At 43.3% G+C, this 21,647-nt stretch carries 24 protein-coding genes and 1 pseudogene; 17 read left to right on the forward strand and 8 right to left on the reverse strand.

What is annotated here, in order from left to right; translation table 11 throughout:
* Window positions 1–279: 279 nt before the first annotated feature.
* Window positions 280–903 (reverse strand): RNA 2'-phosphotransferase, encoded by a 624-nt coding sequence (locus C9889_RS05765; RefSeq protein WP_129597896.1) that lies wholly within the window; start codon window positions 901–903, stop codon window positions 280–282.
* Window positions 904–1,031: 128 nt separating this feature from the next.
* On the opposite strand from C9889_RS05765, the gene C9889_RS05770 reads away from it, so the two are divergent.
* The 15 genes and pseudogenes from C9889_RS05770 to C9889_RS05825 all read left to right on the forward strand — a co-directional run bounded on the left by C9889_RS05770 (window position 1,032) and on the right by C9889_RS05825 (window position 11,965).
* Entirely contained in the window at window positions 1,032–2,156 is a 1,125-nt protein-coding gene (locus C9889_RS05770) for an OB-fold nucleic acid binding domain-containing protein (RefSeq protein ID WP_129597898.1), read from the forward strand.
* A gap of 134 nt (window positions 2,157–2,290) precedes the next feature.
* Entirely contained in the window at window positions 2,291–2,905 is a 615-nt protein-coding gene (locus C9889_RS05775; protein ID WP_129597900.1) for a cobalamin B12-binding domain-containing protein, read from the forward strand.
* 28 nt (window positions 2,906–2,933) lie between these two features.
* On the forward strand, window positions 2,934–3,194 hold the full coding sequence (locus tag C9889_RS11470) for a uroporphyrinogen decarboxylase family protein (protein ID WP_394342233.1): 261 nt from the start codon (window positions 2,934–2,936) through the stop codon (window positions 3,192–3,194).
* On the forward strand, window positions 3,148–3,972 hold the full coding sequence (locus C9889_RS05780) for a uroporphyrinogen decarboxylase family protein (RefSeq protein WP_394342234.1): 825 nt from the start codon (window positions 3,148–3,150) through the stop codon (window positions 3,970–3,972). The genes C9889_RS11470 and C9889_RS05780 overlap by 47 nt, the downstream gene beginning before the upstream one ends.
* 9 nt (window positions 3,973–3,981) lie before the next feature.
* Complete coding sequence (locus C9889_RS05785; protein ID WP_129597903.1) at window positions 3,982–5,223, forward strand: sensor histidine kinase; 1,242 nt, start codon at window positions 3,982–3,984, stop codon at window positions 5,221–5,223.
* 58 nt (window positions 5,224–5,281) lie between these two features.
* Window positions 5,282–5,395, forward strand: a complete 114-nt coding sequence (locus C9889_RS11475; RefSeq protein WP_129599450.1) for a HAMP domain-containing histidine kinase — start codon at window positions 5,282–5,284, stop codon at window positions 5,393–5,395.
* A 169-nt stretch (window positions 5,396–5,564) separates the two neighbouring features.
* Window positions 5,565–6,167, forward strand: a complete 603-nt coding sequence (locus C9889_RS05795; RefSeq protein ID WP_129597905.1) for a CBS domain-containing protein — start codon at window positions 5,565–5,567, stop codon at window positions 6,165–6,167.
* A 59-nt stretch (window positions 6,168–6,226) separates the two neighbouring features.
* The gene (locus C9889_RS10440) at window positions 6,227–6,454 is read left to right on the forward strand and encodes a CBS domain-containing protein (RefSeq protein WP_225420007.1); all 228 of its coding nucleotides are present in this window, start codon (window positions 6,227–6,229) and stop codon (window positions 6,452–6,454) included.
* A 12-nt stretch (window positions 6,455–6,466) separates the two neighbouring features.
* The gene (locus tag C9889_RS05800; RefSeq protein WP_225420008.1) at window positions 6,467–6,979 is read left to right on the forward strand and encodes a CBS domain-containing protein; all 513 of its coding nucleotides are present in this window, start codon (window positions 6,467–6,469) and stop codon (window positions 6,977–6,979) included.
* 46 nt (window positions 6,980–7,025) lie between these two features.
* A complete protein-coding gene (locus C9889_RS05805) occupies window positions 7,026–8,036 on the forward strand; it encodes a CBS domain-containing protein (protein ID WP_225420009.1) in 1,011 nt (336 codons plus the stop codon).
* 23 nt (window positions 8,037–8,059) lie between these two features.
* Complete coding sequence (locus tag C9889_RS05810) at window positions 8,060–8,899, forward strand: CBS domain-containing protein (RefSeq protein WP_129597907.1); 840 nt, start codon at window positions 8,060–8,062, stop codon at window positions 8,897–8,899.
* Window positions 8,900–8,927: 28 nt separating this feature from the next.
* Window positions 8,928–9,704, forward strand: a complete 777-nt coding sequence (locus tag C9889_RS05815) for a CBS domain-containing protein (RefSeq protein WP_191985824.1) — start codon at window positions 8,928–8,930, stop codon at window positions 9,702–9,704.
* Between the two features lie 9 nt (window positions 9,705–9,713).
* Complete coding sequence (locus C9889_RS10775; protein ID WP_263853981.1) at window positions 9,714–10,388, forward strand: RNA ligase; 675 nt, start codon at window positions 9,714–9,716, stop codon at window positions 10,386–10,388.
* Window positions 10,277–10,877, forward strand: a pseudogene (locus C9889_RS10780) (RNA ligase). The gene C9889_RS10775 and the pseudogene C9889_RS10780 overlap by 112 nt, the downstream one beginning before the upstream one ends.
* A 47-nt stretch (window positions 10,878–10,924) precedes the next feature.
* On the forward strand, window positions 10,925–11,965 hold the full coding sequence (locus C9889_RS05825) for an EF-Tu/IF-2/RF-3 family GTPase (RefSeq protein ID WP_129597911.1): 1,041 nt from the start codon (window positions 10,925–10,927) through the stop codon (window positions 11,963–11,965).
* On the opposite strand, the gene C9889_RS05830 is transcribed toward C9889_RS05825, so the two are convergent.
* Complete coding sequence (locus C9889_RS05830; protein WP_129597913.1) at window positions 11,966–12,700, reverse strand: RAD55 family ATPase; 735 nt, start codon at window positions 12,698–12,700, stop codon at window positions 11,966–11,968.
* 133 nt (window positions 12,701–12,833) lie between these two features.
* Between C9889_RS05830 and C9889_RS05835 the strand changes: the two genes are divergently transcribed.
* On the forward strand, window positions 12,834–13,835 hold the full coding sequence (locus C9889_RS05835; protein ID WP_164999304.1) for a stage II sporulation protein M: 1,002 nt from the start codon (window positions 12,834–12,836) through the stop codon (window positions 13,833–13,835).
* Here C9889_RS05835 and C9889_RS05840 read toward each other — a convergent pair.
* Window positions 13,825–14,847: a methionine synthase gene (locus C9889_RS05840; RefSeq protein WP_129597917.1), complete on the reverse strand. Its 1,023-nt coding sequence runs from the start codon at window positions 14,845–14,847 to the stop codon at window positions 13,825–13,827. The genes C9889_RS05835 and C9889_RS05840 overlap by 11 nt on opposite strands.
* A 68-nt stretch (window positions 14,848–14,915) precedes the next feature.
* On the opposite strand from C9889_RS05840, the gene mtaA reads away from it, so the two are divergent.
* Window positions 14,916–15,935, forward strand: a complete 1,020-nt coding sequence (gene mtaA / locus C9889_RS05845) for a methylcobamide:CoM methyltransferase MtaA (RefSeq protein WP_129597919.1) — start codon at window positions 14,916–14,918, stop codon at window positions 15,933–15,935.
* Between the two features lie 365 nt (window positions 15,936–16,300).
* Here mtaA and C9889_RS05850 read toward each other — a convergent pair whose 3' ends face one another.
* From C9889_RS05850 to twy1, 5 genes are all read right to left on the reverse strand, one after another.
* Entirely contained in the window at window positions 16,301–17,071 is a 771-nt protein-coding gene (locus tag C9889_RS05850; protein ID WP_129597921.1) for a hypothetical protein, read from the reverse strand.
* A gap of 287 nt (window positions 17,072–17,358) precedes the next feature.
* Complete coding sequence (locus C9889_RS05855; protein ID WP_129597923.1) at window positions 17,359–17,628, reverse strand: DUF1294 domain-containing protein; 270 nt, start codon at window positions 17,626–17,628, stop codon at window positions 17,359–17,361.
* A gap of 5 nt (window positions 17,629–17,633) precedes the next feature.
* The gene (gene argS, locus C9889_RS05860) at window positions 17,634–19,337 is read right to left on the reverse strand and encodes an arginine--tRNA ligase (protein ID WP_129597925.1); all 1,704 of its coding nucleotides are present in this window, start codon (window positions 19,335–19,337) and stop codon (window positions 17,634–17,636) included.
* 9 nt (window positions 19,338–19,346) lie between these two features.
* Window positions 19,347–20,594, reverse strand: a complete 1,248-nt coding sequence (prf1, locus tag C9889_RS05865) for a peptide chain release factor aRF-1 (protein ID WP_129597927.1) — start codon at window positions 20,592–20,594, stop codon at window positions 19,347–19,349.
* 106 nt (window positions 20,595–20,700) lie between these two features.
* Window positions 20,701–21,633 (reverse strand): 4-demethylwyosine synthase TYW1, encoded by a 933-nt coding sequence (twy1, locus tag C9889_RS05870; RefSeq protein WP_129597929.1) that lies wholly within the window; start codon window positions 21,631–21,633, stop codon window positions 20,701–20,703.
* Window positions 21,634–21,647: the final 14 nt, after the last annotated feature.

Here is a 21,647-nt window from a genome sequence, read left to right on the forward strand (position 1 = left end):
TATTGATCATTGGCCACCCATGTTGGTAGCCAATCGTAATGATCCAAATTTATCTGCATTGGCTGATTATTCATTAGATCATAACACCTAATGAAATTTGATAATGTTAATAATGATCATATATTTTTAATGACCAATTCTAGTTGGATTTTGTCCTTTAAGAACTTTATGGTACTTACCAAAGAACAAAAAGATCAGACTAAAAGAAAAATGTAGATGTGTCTCCAGTGGAAATATGGGGGTCTGCTGTTGGTCTTTTGCCATTTAACGAGGGATCGTTTATTCATCTACAACTTCTATATATTCAGGTAAAACTTCTTTGCTGAGTACTATCTCGTCGTTGGCACAGAGGAACTCGTATCCATCTTTTGCAGCACTGGCTGCATCTATCTCAAGTATCACCGGATTATCGGTATGCACCGAAGCCGCCTGCCTTGCACGCTGGCTGGTATTACTCAGATGAATATAGGTCTGCCTGTAAGGTTTGATACCATTTTCCAGAAGCATATCAACCTCTTCCTGACTGACCCCATAATAGAGTACATCAGAATCATACAGGGGATAATCAAGATCCACATCTATAGAATGACCATAGCGGGCACGTATGAAAGAGTCATCAATTTCATATCTCTGTTTTGGATCAGATTCCACAAGGGACACCAGACGCAGCTTGCCTGCCCACTTATACCGTTTTTTCATTGCCTCACAAAAAGCATCAAGCTCGATCCACCCCTGGGCATCCATATCAAGCCCTACATCATCCGGAAAATGCCTGAGGACACCGGAAACGAAACGCCCCAGTCTCATCTCATGCTCATCATCGAGCATAAATTTACCTCTTTCCCCGCATTGGGGGCATTCCTCACCACGGAAATAGCCGTGTTCTCCACACTTTCGGATCATGATATCAGGAAAAGGATGGAACTTATGGTTAATTATATTATCGGAATGACAGGTTTCGTTAGGTTTATCACATTCGCCCTGCAATGAAGACTAACTATTCATTATTATCAAAGATTGCAGGTGTGCTGATGGACGATATCGATACAGTATATGAAAAACTGGAAGGCATAATTTCCAGGGAAGAATTTGAAGCAAAGGTAGAGGAAAAAATAGAGGAGATGCATAACCTCTGTGATGTCCAGACAGCCGCCCTGCTGGTAGCACATAACCTCGGTGCTACGGAGGCGGGCGTTGAGACGATCAAGATTGCAGACATAAATGAGGCATCATCCAACGTGAATTTCACAGGAAAGGCCGTTTCTGTTTTTGAACCAAAGGAATTCAGCCGTGACGACGGCACCACAGGCAGGGTTGGAAATATTATAGTGGCGGATGAAACCGGTTCGATCAGGGTAACCCTCTGGGATGATCTTGCAGACCTTTTAAAGACCGGTGATATCAGTGCCGGTAAGAGTTACAATATCAGTGGCTACGCCAAAGAAGGTTATTCAGGAATTGAAGTTAATATCGGCAGAGGTGGAGGCATTTCTGAAAGTGAGGAAAATGTCGAGGCAAATATAAACCTCTCAGGTATCTCGGACATAAAGGACGGGGATTCTGATGTAAATGTCGTTGGAATGGTCCTGGATGTATCGGATGTGCGCACTTTCCAGAAACGCGATGGTTCTGAAGGACGGGTACGCAACATTACAATAGGGGATGAAACCGGCAAGATCCGGATTACCCTGTGGGATGGGCGTACCGAACTTGCAGATAAGCTTGAAACAGGGGATAGCGTGGAAATAATCAATGGTTATGCCCGGCTTAACAACTACAGCCAGGAAGTAGAGATACAGGTGGGCAACCACAGCAGTCTGCGCAAAACCGACAGGGAAGTGGAGTTCGAAGAAGATTATACCCCAATTGCCGACATAATCCCCGGCCAGCCCTATTCAATCAAAGGAGCAGTTTCCGGTATGGGAGACCTCAAGGAATTTACCCGCAGCAACGGCAGTGAAGGGAAGGTTTCCAATATATATGTCTCCGATGAAACGGGCAGGATCAGGATTGCTCTCTGGGATGAAAAGGCCGAGCTTGTGGACAAAGTCGATATAGATACACCGATTAAGATAATCGATGCTTTTGCTAAATCCGGTTTCAATGAGGAAGTGGAGCTCAATGCCGGAGGACGAAGTAAAGTGATTGTTGACTGAAAAAGTGAGTTTTGTCTTCCAATTTTTCCACGGCTTAAGGCTGTGGACTTTTTTTTACTCATGCACACTGTTATACGACAACTTTTAATACATCTATTATAAAATATTGATTATAATATATCAGGGCAGTTATAATGAGTTATTTACACAAAGATAAATCTCTTGATTTTGAAAATGCATTACTTAAATTTGATCGAGTGCATGCTAAACAGATACTTGAAGGCGCCCTTTCGGAAAATGATACTTTTCAGGTAATCGATGAAATTGTGTCTCCTGCCCTTACAAGAATCGGAACCGCCTGGGATACAGGGGAAATTGCCCTTTCCCAGAATTACATGGCAGGCAGGATTGCAGAACAACTTATCAACGAGATTTTGCCTGCCGCAAGTCCTGAAAGAATTGATTACCCGAAAATAGCCATAACTACACTTGGTGATTATCACATGCTGGGTAAAAAGGTTGTTACTTCAATGCTGCGATCAACGGGACATTCAATTAAAGAATACGATAACATGGACCCCGACCAGCTCGTTGAGAAACTCAATGAGGATGGTATCGATCTGCTCCTCACATCAACCCTGATGCTTAATATTGCCCTGAAGATCAGGGAACTCAAAAAACGTATGGATAAAAGGGGACTGAAAACGAAGGTTATTGCCGGGGGTGCCCCTTTTTGTTTGACGATATGTTGTACAGGGAAGTTGGGGCTGATCACATGGCAAGGACTTCCTCTGACGTATACAAACTGATTGACCAGTATAAAGAGAAGGTGCACCAATGAAAAACGCAATGACACCTATGGAACGTGTACTTACAACTCTTGGTCACGAAGAACCTGACAGGGTTCCTTATTTCCTTCTGCTTACGGGACATGGTGCACAGTTATTGAATATGCATCCAGAGGAATACTTTTCAAATGGGGAAAACGTTGCCCGGGCACAGCTTAAAATGCAGGAAACCTATGGGCATGACTGCTTCTATCCTTTCTTTTATGCCTCTCTTGAAACCCAGGCTGGGCGGTTCAACCGTATTCTATGATGATGGGCCACCCAATGCAGGCAAACCCATAATCGAATCATTCGAACAAATCGATGAGCTGGAAGTTCCTGATGTAATGGGATACAAAGGATTTGATGAGGTACGTAAGGCCATCAATATTCTCTACAGGGAAAAAGGCGAAGAGATCCCTATTATAGGGGTTGTGATGTCCCCGTTTTCTTTACCTGTCATGCAAATGGGTTTTGACAGGTATTTTGACCTGATGTATGAGGACAGAGAAAAGTTCTGGGAATTAATGGAAGTGAACAAGCAGTTCTGTACAGAATGGGCCAACTCACAGCTTGAAGCCGGTGCTACGGCAATTTGTTACTTTGATCCGGTTTCATCCCCAACCATAGTGCCCAGGGAAACATTCCTCGAAACAGGATATAAGGTTGCAAAAGATACAATCAGCAATATCAATGGTGCTGTGGCCACACATCTGGCTTCCGGACGCAGTATGCCAATCCTTGAAGACCTTCAGGATACAGGGGCTGCTGCACTGGGTGTAAGTGCAATGGAGGACCTGGCCGAGCTAAAAGACAGGTGCAGGGGAAAAACCTCCCTGCTGGGCAATCTCAATGCTATTGAAATGAGGCACTGGACAGCTGAACAAACAGAAAATAAAGTGAGGGAAGCCATACAGAAAGCAGGTGACGGTGGCGGATATATTCTTTCAGATAATCACGGGGAAATGGTATGGGATGTCTCGCATGAAACACTTCTCAGCATCACAAATGCTGTGAAAAAATATGGTAATTACCCACTGGAAAAATAACTGAGAAATATGGAATTGAAAACCCCTATACTGTTGCTTTCAAATGACCTCTATGTCCATGGTGAGTGGCTCACTTCCAATAAAAAGATGGTAAAAGACGCATCCATACTTAATATGCAGGATTTCAGGAACTTAGCCCCTGAATCACAGCAAGAACTGCTAGAAAGCCATGGTACTCTGTATATAATTACATCTGCCAATGAAGGATCTTTGCCCCAAGTACTGGACATATGTAATAATGAAATATACCACATAAAGGCTGAAGAATGTCAGGACGGCGATAAATCCGCTTATTTGCATATCCTCAATGCAAAACTTATGGAATTAATGCTTAAGCAAAAAGAAACAGAAAATCAGAAGCTCGAAGAACAGCTTGCCTCTTACTTAATAGCAATGGATTCAGTTTATACTTTATCCTCATATGAACGGAAAGAGGATATTATAAATCATACAAAAGAATTCTTTGCAATGATGTGCCTGCCCGAAAACCTGTGTTATTTTGAGGCACATAACACAAAAGCACAAAGTGGCATACATCTTACTGATTTCCAGAAAAAGGAAATTGTAGCTTTTCTTAAAAGCAAAGAATATTACAAAATAGCCCCCTCAAAAAAGAGTTTCTGTTTCAGGTTAAGTTTAAAGGACGGGGATGAAGGGATATTTGTTCTGGAAAATATAGCCTACCCGAGTCGCTTACATGAATTCCTGAATTTAACATTGAGCATTCGCACTGTACTTACACTAATGCTGGAGAATATTGCCAGGCAGAATGAACTGGTGAAGTCACATAATTTGCTTGCCGATGCAAACGATATGCTGCAAGTAATTAACAAGATCTTGCGTCATGACCTGGCTAATAACCTGGGCGCTATTAAAATGTCCCTGGAGATGAATGAAGCCAGGCCTAATCCAAAATACATCCAGATTTCCAAAAAAGCTGTTGACCGCAGTTTTGAAAAAATCAATGACATGAAAGGACTTGAAAACCTTATTGGTACCGGGAAAGACCTTGACTGTTATGAAGTGAAGGAAATAATAGAAAAAATTGCAGGTACAGATATTGAAATGGATATTTCCATTGATGGCCATTGCAAGGTTCTGGCAGATAACGCCTTATCTTCCGTTTTTGAAAATATAATAAAAAATGCAATTGCTCATGGTAAAGCCAATAAAATGAGGATAAAAATGGCACCTTCCGGGAAGTATTGTCATATTTCCATAGAGGATAAACGGCACAGGAATCCCCGATGAAATAAAGACCAAAATCTTCAAGGAAGGATTTACTTAGGGAGGGGATAGCAATTCTGGACTGGGTCTGTATATTTCAAAAAAGGTTATAGAAAGATATGGAGGCCAAATTGAAGTAAAGGATAACACACCACATGGAGCAAAGTTCATCCTTGATATACCCTCTACAAAATGATTTTTCCTCAACAAACCTAATATAAATAATATTTGGTGATATTCACCTTCATGCATGCTTATTTTTCATAACTAGTACTCCATCATTTTCCCAGAAAATTTCTTTTCAATGCAAAATGAACATCTATATAAGGCATAAACAGAAATATTCTATATAGGAGTGTGATGCAATGGTCGTGCAGGAGCATAACAGCGAAGACTCGTCTTATGGGGGAATCGAGAGTCAAATACCTGTGGGGGATCTTATGTCCCACAATGTTGTGAGCTTAGATGCTACCTGGAACATTTTTGAGGTTGCCAGGGAAATGATGGCTAAAGGTACCGGCAGCGTCATAATAAGCAGGGAAAATAAACCTATTGGCATAATCACAGAGCGTGATATTGTTGGCAAGGTGGTAAAACAGGACCAAACACCCAGCTCTGTCCCGGCAACAGAGATCATGTCATCTCCGATTATAATGGTAGAGGCTTCTACTAACGTTATAGAAGCATCCAGGCTGATGGTAAAGTCGAATATACGTAGACTTGCAGTCAATAAGGGGGAAGATATTGTTGGTATTATTACAGATAGAGACATCCTTACAATTTCTCCGGGTCTCAATACTATTTTAGAGAACCTCATTGAAATGAACCGGGAAACAGGGATTCCTGAAGAGAGCTATCTGGAAAGAGGAATATGCCAGCGTTGTGGTTCGTATGTAGATGAACTCACAAACATAAACGGGCTGGCCCTTTGTGAAGACTGCAAGGAAGAAGAAGGATACTACGACTAAAAAACCATCAAACCAACGCCGCAAATAAGGGGGATTTTTGCACGCAGATAAATGAAACTATGTCAGGGGACGCAGTATATCTACACGAAAGTGACACTGTGACCCATGCTCGCCAGTTGATGAGAGATCATTTTCTAAGGGGAATTCCTGTTGTGAACGACAATGGGAAGGTTTCGGGAATGATCACTGATCAGGATATTTTAAAAGTGGCATCCACAAAATCAAATGTCACTGTTGCCGGTTTTGTGAACCCGGTCCCACAGATAACACCTGAGACTGATATTTAGAGGGCCGCTTCCTTGCTACTGGAAGCAAAACTTGAAAGATGTCCCGTGGTTAAAAGTTCCATTGAACAAAACCTGGCAGGAATTGTAAGCAATACCGATCTTCTTGGCAAAATGGTGAAGCGGGATTTATCAAAATCAGTCAGGGAGATCATGACCTCTCCTGTCACCACATGCACACCGAAAGATAACATCGGGGAAATCTGGTCTGCTATGCTTGAAAATGATTATACAGGCCTTCCGGTGGTCTCAAAGAAAAATAAACTGATGGGCATGGTTACCAGGAGAGACCTGATAAAATCGGGGTTTGCACGTATAGGAGTCAGGGAAAAAGACGGCAGCATACATAATCAGCCAGTTGAGAAAGTAATGTCAACACCTGCCTACAGCATCAAACAGGATACATCCGTTAAAGAATGTACAGAAAAAATCCTGCATTATGATATCGGCAGATTAACAGTGGCTGTTGAAGACAAACCTGTAGGCATTGTAGACAGAAGCGACCTGCTCAGGGCCTATACCGAATAAGTAGGCTTTGTATAGATGATATAACACATTATACCGGGTGGTATAGGTGAATTCAAAGGATAAAACACGTATTCAAAAAGAGGATAAAATGAGTTCCAGACAAAAAAATGCCGGTAATCCAGGAGGGACAGATATCAGCAAGGATCCAAAGGCCTACAGTATGGAGAGTACAATGGATAGGGGGAATGTCAACTTCAAGGCTCATATAGCCCAGCATGAGGGAAGTATGCTGGCCGTTGCAACAAAAGATGTAATTTCCGCAAATCCCACTACTTCCATAATAGATATCATTAAAAAAATGAGCAAGATGCATTTCAAGCATATGCCTATTGTCAATGCAGGGACATCAAAACTTGAAGGAATAATCACTTCAGTGGATATAATGGACCTGCTGGGGGGAGGAGAAAGAAGCCTTTTCGTGGAGAAAAAATTCAAAGGTAACCTGCTTTCAGCTATAAATGCACAGGTGCGCTACATAATGGAGCATAATGTCCACAGTTTGAGGAACGATGCGCATATTGAAAAGGCCTTTGAGTTGATGATAGACAAACATATTGGATGCGTGCCCTTAGTGGACAATGATGGTCATCTGGAAGCAATCTGTACAGAAAGGGATTTCCTTACCTTTATAGAAGGAGTGCTGACCGGGAAAAAGGTCGAAAAATGGCAGACCAGAAATGTCAAAACTGCGGATGCAGCTACCTCGATTTGGGATGTTGCCAGGACAATGGTTGAAAATGAGTTCAAAAGAGTTCCTATTGTCAGGGACAATATACTTGTCGGAGTCGTTACATCTTCCGACATACTCAGTTATCTGGGAACCGGGGAAGCTTTTGAAAAACTAACCACAGGTAACATCCATGAGGCTTTCGACAGCCCGATTAGCTCCCTCTTGCATAATGAGCTTATCTGGACAATACCGGATGCTGATCTCGGCGAAGCAGCAGAAATTATGCTTGAAAAAGGAATCGGATGCCTTCCTGTAATAAAAGATGGTAATCTAGAGGGAATCCTGACAGAAAGGGATATCCTGCTTGCACTGGCAGACAAACAATAAAATTTCTTACGGAGGATAGGAAAATGAATGTATCGGATATAATGAGTACTCCGGTCTATGTGATTGGAACAGAGGAACCTGTATCACACGCAAGGAACCTGATGTTTCGTCACAAGATCAGTACTTTGATAGTTGTTGAAGAGGATGAAATAAAGGGAATTATCACAAAAAGTGATATCAGCAGCCGCCTTGCACAGGCAGAACCAATGTGGAGACGGCGCCCCATTGACAAGATCCCGGCAAAAATGGTGATGACTGCTGAACCGGTTATCACTATTTATCCCGATGCATCCGTATCCCAGGCCATTAACCTGATGCTGGAAAATCAGATCAACAACCTGCCGGTGTTCAAGAACAAGCTACAGGGAATCGTAACAATCGGGGATGTAGTCCGTTATGTAGCAGATAAAGCCATAACAACTAAAATTTCCGAAGTGCTTACCGATGACGCTGTGGAGGTGCACCGCCATCATACAATCAACCATGTAATAGATGAAATGGAAAAGCACAGAGTCAGTAAAGTAATAGTGATAAACGATGTTGGGGACACTGTCGGTATGATCTCCACCAGGGATATTGCTCTTAGTGCCATGGAGGATAATGAAGGTAAGATGCAGTCAAAGAATATCAAAATGGCACGTAAATCCACTCCCGCGGGTGAAAGAACATACAGGTATGTAAAAGATGTACCTCTGGTAGCAGAGGATATAATGGTCGAACTTGACGGGGTTGTAAATATCGAAGATAACCTCTCAGATGCAGCCAAAGTAATGGTAGAAAACAATCGTACAGGCCTTCCTGTCGAAAAGGAAGGAAAGATAACAGGAATCTTGAGCAGAATCGATATAATAAGGGCTGCTTAAGCAGGTAAATTCCCGGGAGATGTTTATTATGCAGGTAAAGGACATAATGGTACAACCAATAGGCGTAGATAAAGCAGACACTATTTCTCATGCACTGGACATAATGGAAAAGAACGATACAAGAAGGCTGCTGGTGACTCACAGTGGTCAGCTTGTAGGTGTCCTGACTATGAGGAACCTTACCAAAGAACTGGGAACCCGCAAGAAGGGGGCCAAACCTGCCTCTTCCCTTCATGTGGCCACTGCTGTATCGGATAATTTCGTGAAAGTTCTGCCAGACACCGATCTTGATGATGCCATTACCCTGATGAAAAAGAAAGGCGGGGTTCTGATAGTCACCGATAATGAGGATATAATGGGCTGGGTTACTCCTCAGGAAATTCTTCAAAACCTGTATTTCGATGGTTTTGCCGGTGAAATGATGATAAAGGAACCTGTAGTCGTCAACCCGGCCGACAGGGTAAGTCATGTAAGGCACATAATACTCGAGAACAATATGGGCAGGTTCCCTGTAATGGATAGCGGTGAACTGCTGGGCATAATTACCGAACAGGATATTGCCAAAGCGATGAAAGCCTTCCGGGAACTTGTATCCGGAAACCAGCAGGATTCCAGGATCAAAAATCTGATTGTCGAAGATATAATGAAAATGGGTACCAAGACCGCCTACACCAACACACCAGTTGCCGAGGTGGTTGATATGATGCTCAAGAACAATATCGGTGGAGTACCGGTACTCAACCTGGAGGAGGATTTCGCGGGCTTTATCACCCGGCGTACCCTTGTAGATACCCTGGCAAAATGAAGGAAAAGGATGAAAGGTTCGCAGAAACCAGAACTTGATATGGAAAAGACAGCCCGCTTTTTAGGGCTGTCAGTCTCCAGACTGGAAAGGCTGCTTGAAAAAAGACTCCTATCAAGAAACTGGGGAAAGTACACGAATTTTTTCAGGTTCGAAACTTCCGTCTCAGGTATAGAAAGAGGAAGTGTGCTCCTGCAAAAGGGCGATGGAAAACTGGACTTAATCCTGGGTTTCCCGAAAATACAGCGTGCGATGCTGCTTGAGCCTTCCATAAATAACCAGTTTTCAGAAATTGATAAACTCATAGTCGAAGAAAAAATGAACGGCTATAATGTCCGTGTAATTGAAAACGCAGGGAAACTTATCGCTTTCACCCGCAGCGGGCATATCTGTCCCTATTCCACAGAAAAAGTCAATTATCTTTTAGACCCCTCTTTTTTCAGACAATACCCTGACCTGGTAGTGCACGGGGAAATGGCAGGACCCGAAAATCCTTATGTCTCCAAAAAGGTCTACGATACACAGACACTGGATTTTTTGTTTTCGATATACGCCACAAAAAGACTGGTGAACCCCTGCCTGTCAGACAAAGAAGAGAATTGGCCACTTCCTTTGGTTTTAAGCAGGTTCCTTTCCTGGGAGAGTTTGAAAGGAAAGAGGCTGCTGAAAAGATCATGCAAATTATAAAAAAACTGGGTGAGATGGGACATGAAGGGGTGGTCATCAAGGATTTGGATATGGACATGGCACCTATCAAATATACATGTTCTCAGAGTAATTGCGCCGATCTCGAACATGCTTTCAAGTTCTACAACGAGGTGGGACGGGATTACCTGTATTCCAGAGTAGTCAGGGAAGGTTTCCAGACCGTGGAATGGGATGAGGACGAAGAGACAATGGATCAACGATGCTTAAGACTGGCAGAAGCATCATCTCTCCTATGGCCGATCTGTCCGAAGGGTTGGCAACGGTGAAAAACTCTATGATGAGGTTACCCTGCGGTTTCAGAATCCACAAACCCTGCAGGAATTTGAGGAATATTTCCGCCGGCTTGGTATTGATGCTATTTTTGACCGGGTGGGGTATTCAGGGGGAGAACTTATGGTTAACCTGCAAAAACTCAACCAGAGTACCACCGACAAGACCAAATCAATGTGGGAAGGCAACCTCTGGTAAAGTAACACATTTATGCACCAAGCACCTGTTAGTGCATAGGTGTAACAATGACTAAAATCGCAATTATCGGAAGTGAGGGAAGCGGCAGGACTTCCCTGGCGGCAAAACTGGGTAAAAAGAGCACAGCTGCAGATATCACCATGTATGATTATGCCAAGAACGATGTGGTGATGACAACAATCGATGCCAACGGCTATCCCAAATCCGTCAAACCCCTTGTCACTGCCCTGCAACTTTCCGACATAGCCCTGCTCTGCATTCCACCACAAGGCCCTGATGCCTTTGCCGGGGAATGTATCATGGCTCTGGACCTCATGCAGTACAAGCACGGGATTGTCGTGCTCACCAAAGCGGATACCTCATACCCCTACGCCCAGGAAGAACTCCAGAAAAATTTACAGAAAATCCTGTCCCCGACCACTCTGGCAAGCTGGGAATTTGTAAACCTGTCCACCCAGTCCTTCGAAGGTCTGGATGAGATCAAGGAAAAGATCTTTGAGCTTGACGGGCAGGTCAATTCCGAATATGAAAAACTCAACGATAAACCTGTCCGTATAACTGTTGACCAGTCCTTCAATGTCACGGGAATTGGCTGTGTGGTACTGGGAATTGTGGAACAGGGTACTGTGAATGCAAAAGATAAATTGACAGCCTACCCTGCGGACAAGCCTCTGGAAGTAAGGTCTATCCAGATGCATGATGAAGATGTAAAAAGTGCTCCTGCGGGCGCCAGGGTCGGCCTTGCCCTTAAAGGTGTCCAGTCAAAGGATATTGAAAGGGGTTTCATTATTTCTGAAAAGGAAGAGGTTGCTGAATCCCTCGTACTGGAATGTACCCTTTCCTCTTTTGCTTCTCCTCTCAGGATATCCGATGTACCCCATATTTTCACAGGCCTGCAATCATCGCCCATGCGTATTGAGAAAATCGAGATTGATGGAACGGAAGCCGAGCAGGTTAATGCCAGTCAGCAATGCACACTTCATTTAAACGGCTCCCATGAAATAGCCTACAGACAGCAGGACAGATTCATAATCACAAACCTGGATGCAAAACAGCGTTTTACAGGTTACGGCTTCATCAAAGAATAATTATCTTCTGCCGAGTACCTCGATGCCTTTTTCCCCGAACCGGAAAGCCTGTCTGGATATGGGATGAGGCACACCCCTCATTTTTATGATCTGGAGAGAGCGATCTTCATCATCTGAAGCCGGGTTATGGAATAATATCACACCATCGGCAGCGAAATGCTCGGAAGATACACGTACCGGAGTTGGATGATCGTCTATAAGAAGGGTTGTGCAACCCAGCGCCTGTAGATTGCGCACAAATCGTGCCATTTCCATTTTTTCCAGACATTCGTCCTGATTGGAACGTATGGATGAGAGAGGATCCACTACAACCCTTTTGATATCATTGGCCGCTACATGTGCAGCTATTTTCTTGAAAACAGTTGAGGCAGAGGGAGGTTCTCCTTCCACAGGATAGGGATTCATGTCGGATTTTGGAGTTATGACTTCCTTTAGTTCATCCATATACCCATATTCCATTTCCGGACCCAGGTCTGCAAAGAATATTTTTTTCATTTTCAACAGGGCCGGCAGGTTGAGGGAGTAAGTAGAAATATCGGCTACTATATGCTCGGAATTCTGCATCAATGTGACATAGAGACCTGCAGCACCAAAAGACGCCCCGTGTGTCAGATACTGCATACCAAAGGTAGTTTTACCACTTCCAGGCGAGCCATTCAATAGATAGACCCGCCCCTGTGGCAAACCTCCTCCTATCAGTTCATCAAGCCCTTCAATTCCAGTCTCTGCCTTCATCACTACCCTCAAATAATATATGCAAAACCTTCTAGGCATTTAATGCAAACATCAGGTTATATTAAACTAAATGAATATTATACTTCAGAGGTATATTAAAGTTATAGTTAATATTCCCAAAAATGGTCACAACATGTCATCCAAACCAAATTTCCTGATAAAATGGCCTGCTTTTCTGTGGTGTCTGAAAATATTTACCTATTCAGCCATATTAACAGCTTTACTGGCACTGGCATCTTATGCAATCATGACGATGCTGGCAGAACCTGTAACTATAAATGAGACTATTGATAGAGCCGCATCCGCAGCAACTTCAAAAGTCCAGCGGGGTGCAGTATATGTGGGTATTACCTGGTCGGTCTTCCTGTTTAACAGCCTCGCTGCCCTTACCGCTTCGGCAGGGACTGCACTTTTTGTCTATTTAAACCGTTACCTGCTGAAAGATATCACATCCCGCAGGCAGCATCACAATTATGCAAAAATCTCCATTGCAATGGAAAGAGGACTCTATCCAATCTACAGGGTACTGGAGTGGCCTGCCGAGCGTTTCTTTGGATTCCGGTCCATTAATACCCAAACAGCAGAAAATTCAGTGTGGAATTATACAGGCTACAGCAGGTATCATTTCCAGCTGCTTACAGCAATAGTGCCATTTTCAGTTCCCCTCCTCGTAGCAGCCGCCAACGGGGCCATTCTGGGAATGCTTTTTGCTTTCCACTTATTCAATGGAGCTTTTTCGGGTTACCATCTGGCCGGAATCAATGGAATTGTGGGTGGGGTTGTCTATAATGTTACTTTTTTCATATCCGCAATCCTGCCCCATGGGATAATCGAAATTCCAGTCATCCTTGTCAGTACTTCCATCGGGTATGTAATTGCAGATTCCAATTGCCGGCTTGTAAGGGACAAACATCTTTTCGTTTCCGATAATATAGCAGACCTGGAGGCAGATATAGCAACAGAAGAAAGGAATACAGGTACAATCCTGTTTTCCCCCTTATTCTGGAAGATTTACTTATTGTTTGTACTATTGCTTCTAATAACTGCTTTCATAGAGACAGAGGTTACACCCGACATAATTACCCGGGCCCTTTCAATAGTGGAACCCTTTGTATCCTCACTACTCAATTCCTGAAAGTATCAAGAGCCTCTGCTACATTACCAAGCAGGGTAGAAGCTATTTCCGGAGTCGGCCAGGAGCCCAGACCACAATCCGGCCCGACATATTTGACCCGATCCCCGAATATTCCATAAGCATGTTCCAGACGCTTGAGGATTGTAGAGGGAGTTTCCATGTCAGTTACCAGTTCCTGGAGCATTGCAGGCTTCTGCCAGGCATTGGTTGAATATTTTTCATTGAGAATGGCGACAAGATTGAAAATATCCGTTCGTGCCACACCGGCCCTGAGGAAAGAATCTGTTTCCTCGAGAACTTTTTTATCAATAAGTTCCAGATAGGTGGGACTGGCTGCTGATTCCACACCAATTACATTGATACCTGATGTACGACAGGGAAGCTCGTAGTACAGCGGGGAATGCAGGTGGATCTCTACGTCCACTCCCTTGCGGGAAGCGGTTGCAGAGGCTTTTTCCAGTGCATTTATGATCTCATCATCATCAAACATAACCTGCGGGTTGATACCAATACTGGGCTCATCAATGGACACGGTACGCACATTGAAATTGGAAGCGTTATCTATTGCATTGGTTACAAACTTGTCAATGCTTTGTCCAAGGAGTTCCAGTATATCATCATAGGAAGTTCCACCGAATTCCTGCAAGTATAATTCCAGAGGCCCTGTCACACACACACGGACATCGGGTTTTGTACCGGTTTCCGCTCGATATTCTTCTGCAGCTTTTTCAATCGCTTCAAGTTCAATAATCTTCGCACAACTTGCCTTTACGTCAAAGGGACCCTCTATGCATTCAGGATCATTGAGGATTGAAAGGAATTGCTTATTCATATCCTGAAACTGAGGATAGGTTGCAACGTCCACACCGGCATCCAGTTTTTGCCGGAATGTGGATTTGATGACATCAAAAGCCGCAGGTTCATGTGCGGGTATTGCTTCTCTTAACCACTCTGCACTTATTCCTCCCTGAAGAGGGAAACTGCCGATATCATCGAAAATCAGTTCTGTCATGCTTTCCAATGAGCAAGCTTCATTAATAACAATTGCGCAATATTCAATGTAGGAGAATGGGAAGCAAAATGCAATATGGACTCAGAGAAAATTTACTCAATGTTCTAGCCGGAAAGGAAGAAGAACTAATACCTGTAATATCGGTGACCCAGACAGCCACAAACGGTCTGATGGAAACTACCGGAGCATTCTGGCCACAGGCTCACTCCAGCGCATTTCAGATGGCAGAACTCTCCCTGGCAGCACATACTATAGGGGGACTGGAAGCAATACGCTACCCCTTCTGCCTGACGGTGCTTGCTGAAGCGCTTGGATGTGAAGTTGACCTGGGAACCATAAATAAGCCTCCCGAAGTGATGTCCCATCCCTTTGCCGAAAAAGTGGAAAAACCCGATGTTCCTGCCGACCTTTATGAAAGGGCAAGAATACCGGTGGTACTGGAAGCCACCCGCAGATTGAAAAAACTTGCACCGGATGTACCACTGATTGCAGGAATGGAAGGGCCGGCTACATTGGTCTACCATCTCATAGGAGCACAGAATTACCTGAAATGGGCTCTTTTCAAACCTGAAACCTTCAAGATGTATATCAGGGAAGCAACCTGCATTTGTGAAGGGTATGCAGAATTACTTTTTGAAGCCGGAGCTGATGTAATCTGCCTGAATGATACGGTTGCCGGACCGGAAACGCTCGATTGTCTGTTATTCGAGACCCTCATCAAACCATCATACCAGCATTTTACCCATTCCATTGAAGGACCGGTTGTTATGCATATGTGCGGTAATACAACATCCATCCTCTCCTCACTGGCAAACTGTGGTTTTGAAGGAATAGGTATTGAAGAAAGTGTCAGTGTAGCTGAAGCAAAATCCCAGATCGGCTCACGAACCATCCTTATAGGGAACATATCAACGACAAATACCCTGCTTTACAGCACACCAGAAGAGGTTGAGGAGGAAGCATTCAAATGCCTGGAGGAGGGAGTGGATATACTGGCTCCGGGTTGCGGTCTTGCACCTGAAACCCCGGTTGTGAACATAAGGGCAATGGAACAGGTAAGGGACAAATACCTGAATGATTTTGAATAAATTATAATTTCAAGATTTACAATCTGTGTCATAGAAAAATTTTTAATATATAAAAAGACGGTTTTGTTTTTAGCAAGTGCTAATTATAGAATGCGCATTTCAAAGATATAATAAATTATTGTCACCATACGCATTATCTATAATTCAATATCAAAAAGAAAGTATAAACTACAAGAAGCAATAATATAAAGCCCGTAACAATTTTGTATGTTTTTTCCATATCAACCAGTCCTTTTGATCTTTATTCAAACCCAATATGCAAATATTTCTTAAAATACCTTAATAACATATAAAAAATTTAACTAAAAATGATTTCACGGCGCTGCAAAAAGCGCCGCTAAATACATCTTGAATGGTTCTTTTTATTAAAGAGCGGTTTCTTCAAAAATAACTGAATAATCCCCAGTTTGATCACATTTTATGTAAAGATTGTCATAGAATTCTTTTAAAACTATGCCATAATCACTTACGAATATTCCATACTGGAAATTTCCTCTACCGTAAATATCTGAACGAGTGCCTGAGCTATACTCATATCCACCTTCTTCCCAATCAGTGACTTTCCAAAATGATGTGGCACCTGCAGCTCTTACATACCACGAATCTATATAATGAGCATCTACAGTCTGACCATCATAACTAAAATACCCTTTTGTGTAGATTGTATAGACTTTAACGCCAAGCCAAGAATAGAGTGTCTTGTACCCTGTAATAGTAGGAGTATATGAGACACTTTTTGTTGAAGTAGCACTTTCAGTTAATGCTTTATTATTTGATTTTTTTTCAATACCACTAATGAAAAAATAATCTCCATCTGTAAAAGTTATATATGATCCGTCTTCTAGCTGATATGTCTTGAAATTAGAATTATCTGAAACACTAGTTTTCCTTTTAAGATGATTTATTGATATTTGGTCCTTGTTTGCTTCAACATAATTTGCTATTACCTCTTCCGTTGATATTCCTTTAGTATTAGAATTTAGTGCATCTATTAAACCTTGTTCCAATTCGAAAGAAGATTCAATAGACATCCTTACTTTCTGGTCTGTATCAGCCATAGCAGGCACAACTGCAAATATACTCATAAGCAGCATCGCCACAAAAATTGCTGCAATTCTTGTTCCTTTAGTTTCCATATATTCACCTCATATTTAGTGCTCATGAGGCAAAATCACGTAAATTTTAAAAATTATTAAAATCAACAATAGTTTTGCCTATGGGCGAATTGGGGTTCAACTCAATCTTCCAGAGAACAGCTGAACCCCACATTATAAAATAATACTACTGTTATATATGCTCTAGTAAAAGGTTAATATATGTTATCCGTTTGAATAACATAAAATTTCAGATATCAAAATTTGAATGCTTAGAAAACAAATTGACAGTAACTTTGAATCGGATAGAAATTTCAGTTTTTAAAATATTAAGCAAACATAAAATAAAGATATATCTCCAGAATAAGGATGGCAGGAATACCCAGTTTGAACTTCCAGCGGCGAACCTTATGCTTAAAGATGTACATGCCTGCCAGGATACCCGCGCTGCCCCCTGCAAAGGCGCAGGTGAAAAGGAAGTTCTCCGATATGCGGTAGGTACCCTTTACAGCTTTTCTCTTATCAATTCCCATTATTCCAAATGAAAAAAGACTGGCAAGGCCAATATAGGCCACTACCAGCTGTTCGAGGACAAACATGGGTGTCACATTGATTCTGGAGCGCCCATACCCAGGGTATCCAGTACATTGGCCAGCGCTATCCGGGCACAGTCCACAAGACCCAATCTGGCATCCCTGAGTTCTTCAGTCTCGGCACCCAGCACAGGGGAGAACCGGTAGAACTGGTTGAAAGCATCGGCCAGATCTCTGCCATAAATAGCGATTATGTGAGGTTTGAGATCGTCTGCAGCCTGTTTCAATACTTTATCAAACAAAGCAATTTGTTTTATCAGGGTAACCTCGGACTCATCGGTCAGTACTGAAGCATTGGGTTTTGACGCGGGATCCCATATTCCTTCCTCACCAGCCTTTTTGAGGATACTGCTTGCACGGGCATGGGAATATTGTATAAAGGGCCCACCCTGTTTTTCAAAATCAAGGGCCGCTTTCCAGTCAAACACCGTGGATTTTTCCGGGGAAACCTTGATTATATCATACCTGACAGCACCGATACCGACCATACCAGCAACCTCTTTCATAAATTCAGGTGACATTTCTGGGCGGCGTTTTTCAACTTCCTCGAAGGCTCTTGCCTGAACCTTGTCCAGCAATTCATCAGCGGTGATGAACTGGCCCCTTCGGGTACTCATGGAACCCTCGGGCAGGGATACAAATTCAAAGATTACAATCTCAGGTTCCTTTAACCCGACAGCATTAAGGGTGGCTTTGAGCTGGCCGGAGATAAGTTTGTGATCCGCTCCCAGAATATCAATTATCCGATCTGCCTGCCTGGCTTTCCATTCATGATAGGCAAGATCCCTTGTAGTATAAAGGGAAGTGCCATCACTGCGCTGCACAACAAGGGTTTTTTCAAATCCGTAATCGGAAAGATCCACCACAAGGGCTCCATCATCCACATCGGTGCGACCGGTTTTTCGGATTTTATCCACGATATCCGACACTTCCCCCGAGCGGACAAAACCGGATTCATTAACAAAAGAATCATGATGGACATTCATACGAAGCAAGGTACTGCGGATACCTTTTACAGCAAGGTCCACGGCATCATCAAAGCGTTTTATGACTTCCTCGTCCCCGGATTCCACCAGCTGCATCAATTTATCGATGTGTTCAACCTTCTGGGGATCATCTTCAAGCCGGGCATTTGCCTTGATATATACATTGGCAATTGCATGATCCGATTTGAGACTGGGATCCATTTCGAAATGTTCCAGGGCCCAGGAAACTATGGCAATCTGCCTGCCCATATCATTGACGTAATACTGGGCATCCACCTCATACCCGGTTTTTCTCAGAATCTTGGTCAGGGTGTCACCTATTATGGAATTGCGTATGTGGCCCACATGCAGGGGACCATTGGGATTGGCCGAGGTGTGTTCCAGTAATATTTTTCCTGAATAAAAATCTCCGCCAAAAGCTTCCTTTTTGCTCCTGACTGTCTCAAAGGTACGGTCAATATAGGTTCTACTGGCCTTGATATTGATGTAGGGGCCGGTAGTCCCAATACTTTCGATCAGACAATTTTCCCGAAGCTGGACATTTTCCACGATCTGGTTTGCTACTTCCACCGGACTTTTCCTGGCAACTGCGGCCAGCTTGAAAGCAACCCTGGAAGAGAGATCTGCGTGCTGGGAAGGTTCGGGGACTATCTCCACCGGTTCAAAACCCGCTCTTTGTACGGCATTTTCCAGTACCGATACTACCTGGTTAACAAATTCAAGATACAAACAATCACCTTACATACCTGTATTATACCGCAAAATCGCAACAATGCCACCAAAAGCATTGAGAAGCTGGCCGCCTTCCTCAAAATCAGTTGATATGAAAGCCACATCACTTCCCATCTGATCACTCAGTTCCGAGAGTTCATCCACGATATCTACCCTTTCAACAACTTCCAGGGAAGATCCGCATTTAGGACAGTTGCCAAAGTCATCCACATTTTCCTGGTCCGGTTGGTTTTCCCGGGTTATATTATCTTCATAATCCCCGGTGGTACACCTGATCTTTATTCTTTCAGACCTCAGGTCCTCGGATATCAGCAGTGTCTCCACAGCCCCTATCATCAGGTTCTGACGCACTACTTCCTCACCATAGGCAGCCTTTCCGGAATCGGATACCAGTTCCTTGAAAAACTTTTGCATCAGGTTCTTTTCCACCATCAGGTCCAGATCCTGCAGACGGTCACTTGCAGCATTGACAAGTTCCTGTAATCCTGATTCATCGGTGTAGGCCACATCAAAGAGGCCCAGTATTTTCCTTCGCAACTCATGATGCAGGAAATCTCCTGATTGGAATTCTTCCTTGGTCGGGGAAGGCCCACCCAGCAATATTCCCTCAAAATCCTTCATGTCAACCGCCATGAAGATTTCACTGGCCGCATTTCCTATACGCTTGTAGAAATCGTGTATCGCTATAAGCCTCAGCTGCTGGAAACGCTGTGCACTCTGACCACCTTTTCTCTGTTTACCCGGCACTGTTGAGGTAAGGTTACGATAGGGTTCTATATGTTTACCTGTAAGTAAACCAATTGTAGCTTCCCTTCTGTCAAGCACAAGCAAACCGTAGGTCTTGGCTTCCTTGAGCATTCCTTCAAGAGGTTCGAGGAAAAAGTCAGAGTCGCAGTGATACTTGTAGATGGTAAGAGGTTGGGGAGGGATTATGGTCGTGGTTTCCATATTCGTTTTGTCCGCACCTACATCCACAGCTCCAGTAAAATAAACGATACCGTTTTCCGGGATCTCAAGATATTTAAGACGGGAAAGTAGAGAATCAATTGCAGACTGTACATTGGTCTTTGTGACCTTGGATTTTATGTTAGAAGCCTGACTGTGTTCGGTCTTAAGCTGTGAGGTCACATCGGACAGCTGTTTGTCAGGCGGTATGTAAAGGGATATGAGTTCAGTACCCCTTCCCTTTTTATTTCGGAGGGATTCAAGTTTTTTCTTGAATTCATATTTTTCATGAGCAGATTGTTCGGCCATTGTAAGGATACTCCATAATCAGAAATTAATCAAAATGTCGGGATATTCGCTATGCTCTAGGCTTACCATATAAGCCATTATTATAAATATAAGTTATGACAGTGCGTCAAACGGGCAATTTAGAAGCGACAAACTTTCCATCACGACAGAGCATGACAACACGACTTATTTCAACCTGATCGCCAACTTCATAGCCCAATTCACAACCAAGCTGATTTGCAAAATCAAGAACTTCTTCATGGCCTGGCATGGCATCCCTTTCAAGCCGGTTTCTGGAAAAACCCAGATGCATATAGGCTTTTACCTCAATAATATCAGGCTGTGCCTTTCTGATAAGGTCCGCATAACCTTTCACATCAAACATATTCACACCCTTGATTAGAGTAATACGAATAGCAGTCCTGCATTCTTTATCTTTAAGGACACTGAGGGATTCATTTATGTTATCCCATAAACACGGATCCTTTGGAGAACAAACCTTCATGTAGGTCTGCCTGTCAGGAGCATCCAGGCTCATGTAGAGCTGGGAAGGTTCAATGCGTTTGATCATTTCGACAACAGTGCCGTTGGTTACCACAAAGGTACTCACGCCTCTGCTGCGAAATTCTTCGATCAGTTCATCCAGATAAGGATAAAGGGTAGGTTCACCGGATAGGGAGATAGCCACATGTGCGGGTTCATTGGCCTGTTGCCACAATTCTCTTGAGGCCGAACCTCCAAAACCCGAAATGAGGTTGCGCTGACACTCTATTGAAGACCCCATTATTTCCACTGGAGAATCCCATTTTGAGGGAGTTGGGACATCAAGCTCAACCGGCCTCCAGCAGTGCAGGCAGCGCTGGTTACAGCACAGGGTAGGAGTCATCTGCAAACATCTGTGGGAAGCTATCCCATAAAAACGGGCTTTATAACATTCTCCTTCCTCACGCACAGCCCTTCTCATCCACAGACATGTTTTGACAGCTGAATGGGATCCTGCAAGTCTGTATCCCTGTTTTTTTATTAATGTATCAATATCAGGTAATAAATCTGAAGCCATCCGGACTAACTCTT

This window comes from Methanohalophilus profundi (assembly GCF_004137855.1).
Taxonomy (GTDB): Archaea; Halobacteriota; Methanosarcinia; order Methanosarcinales; family Methanosarcinaceae; genus Methanohalophilus; species Methanohalophilus profundi.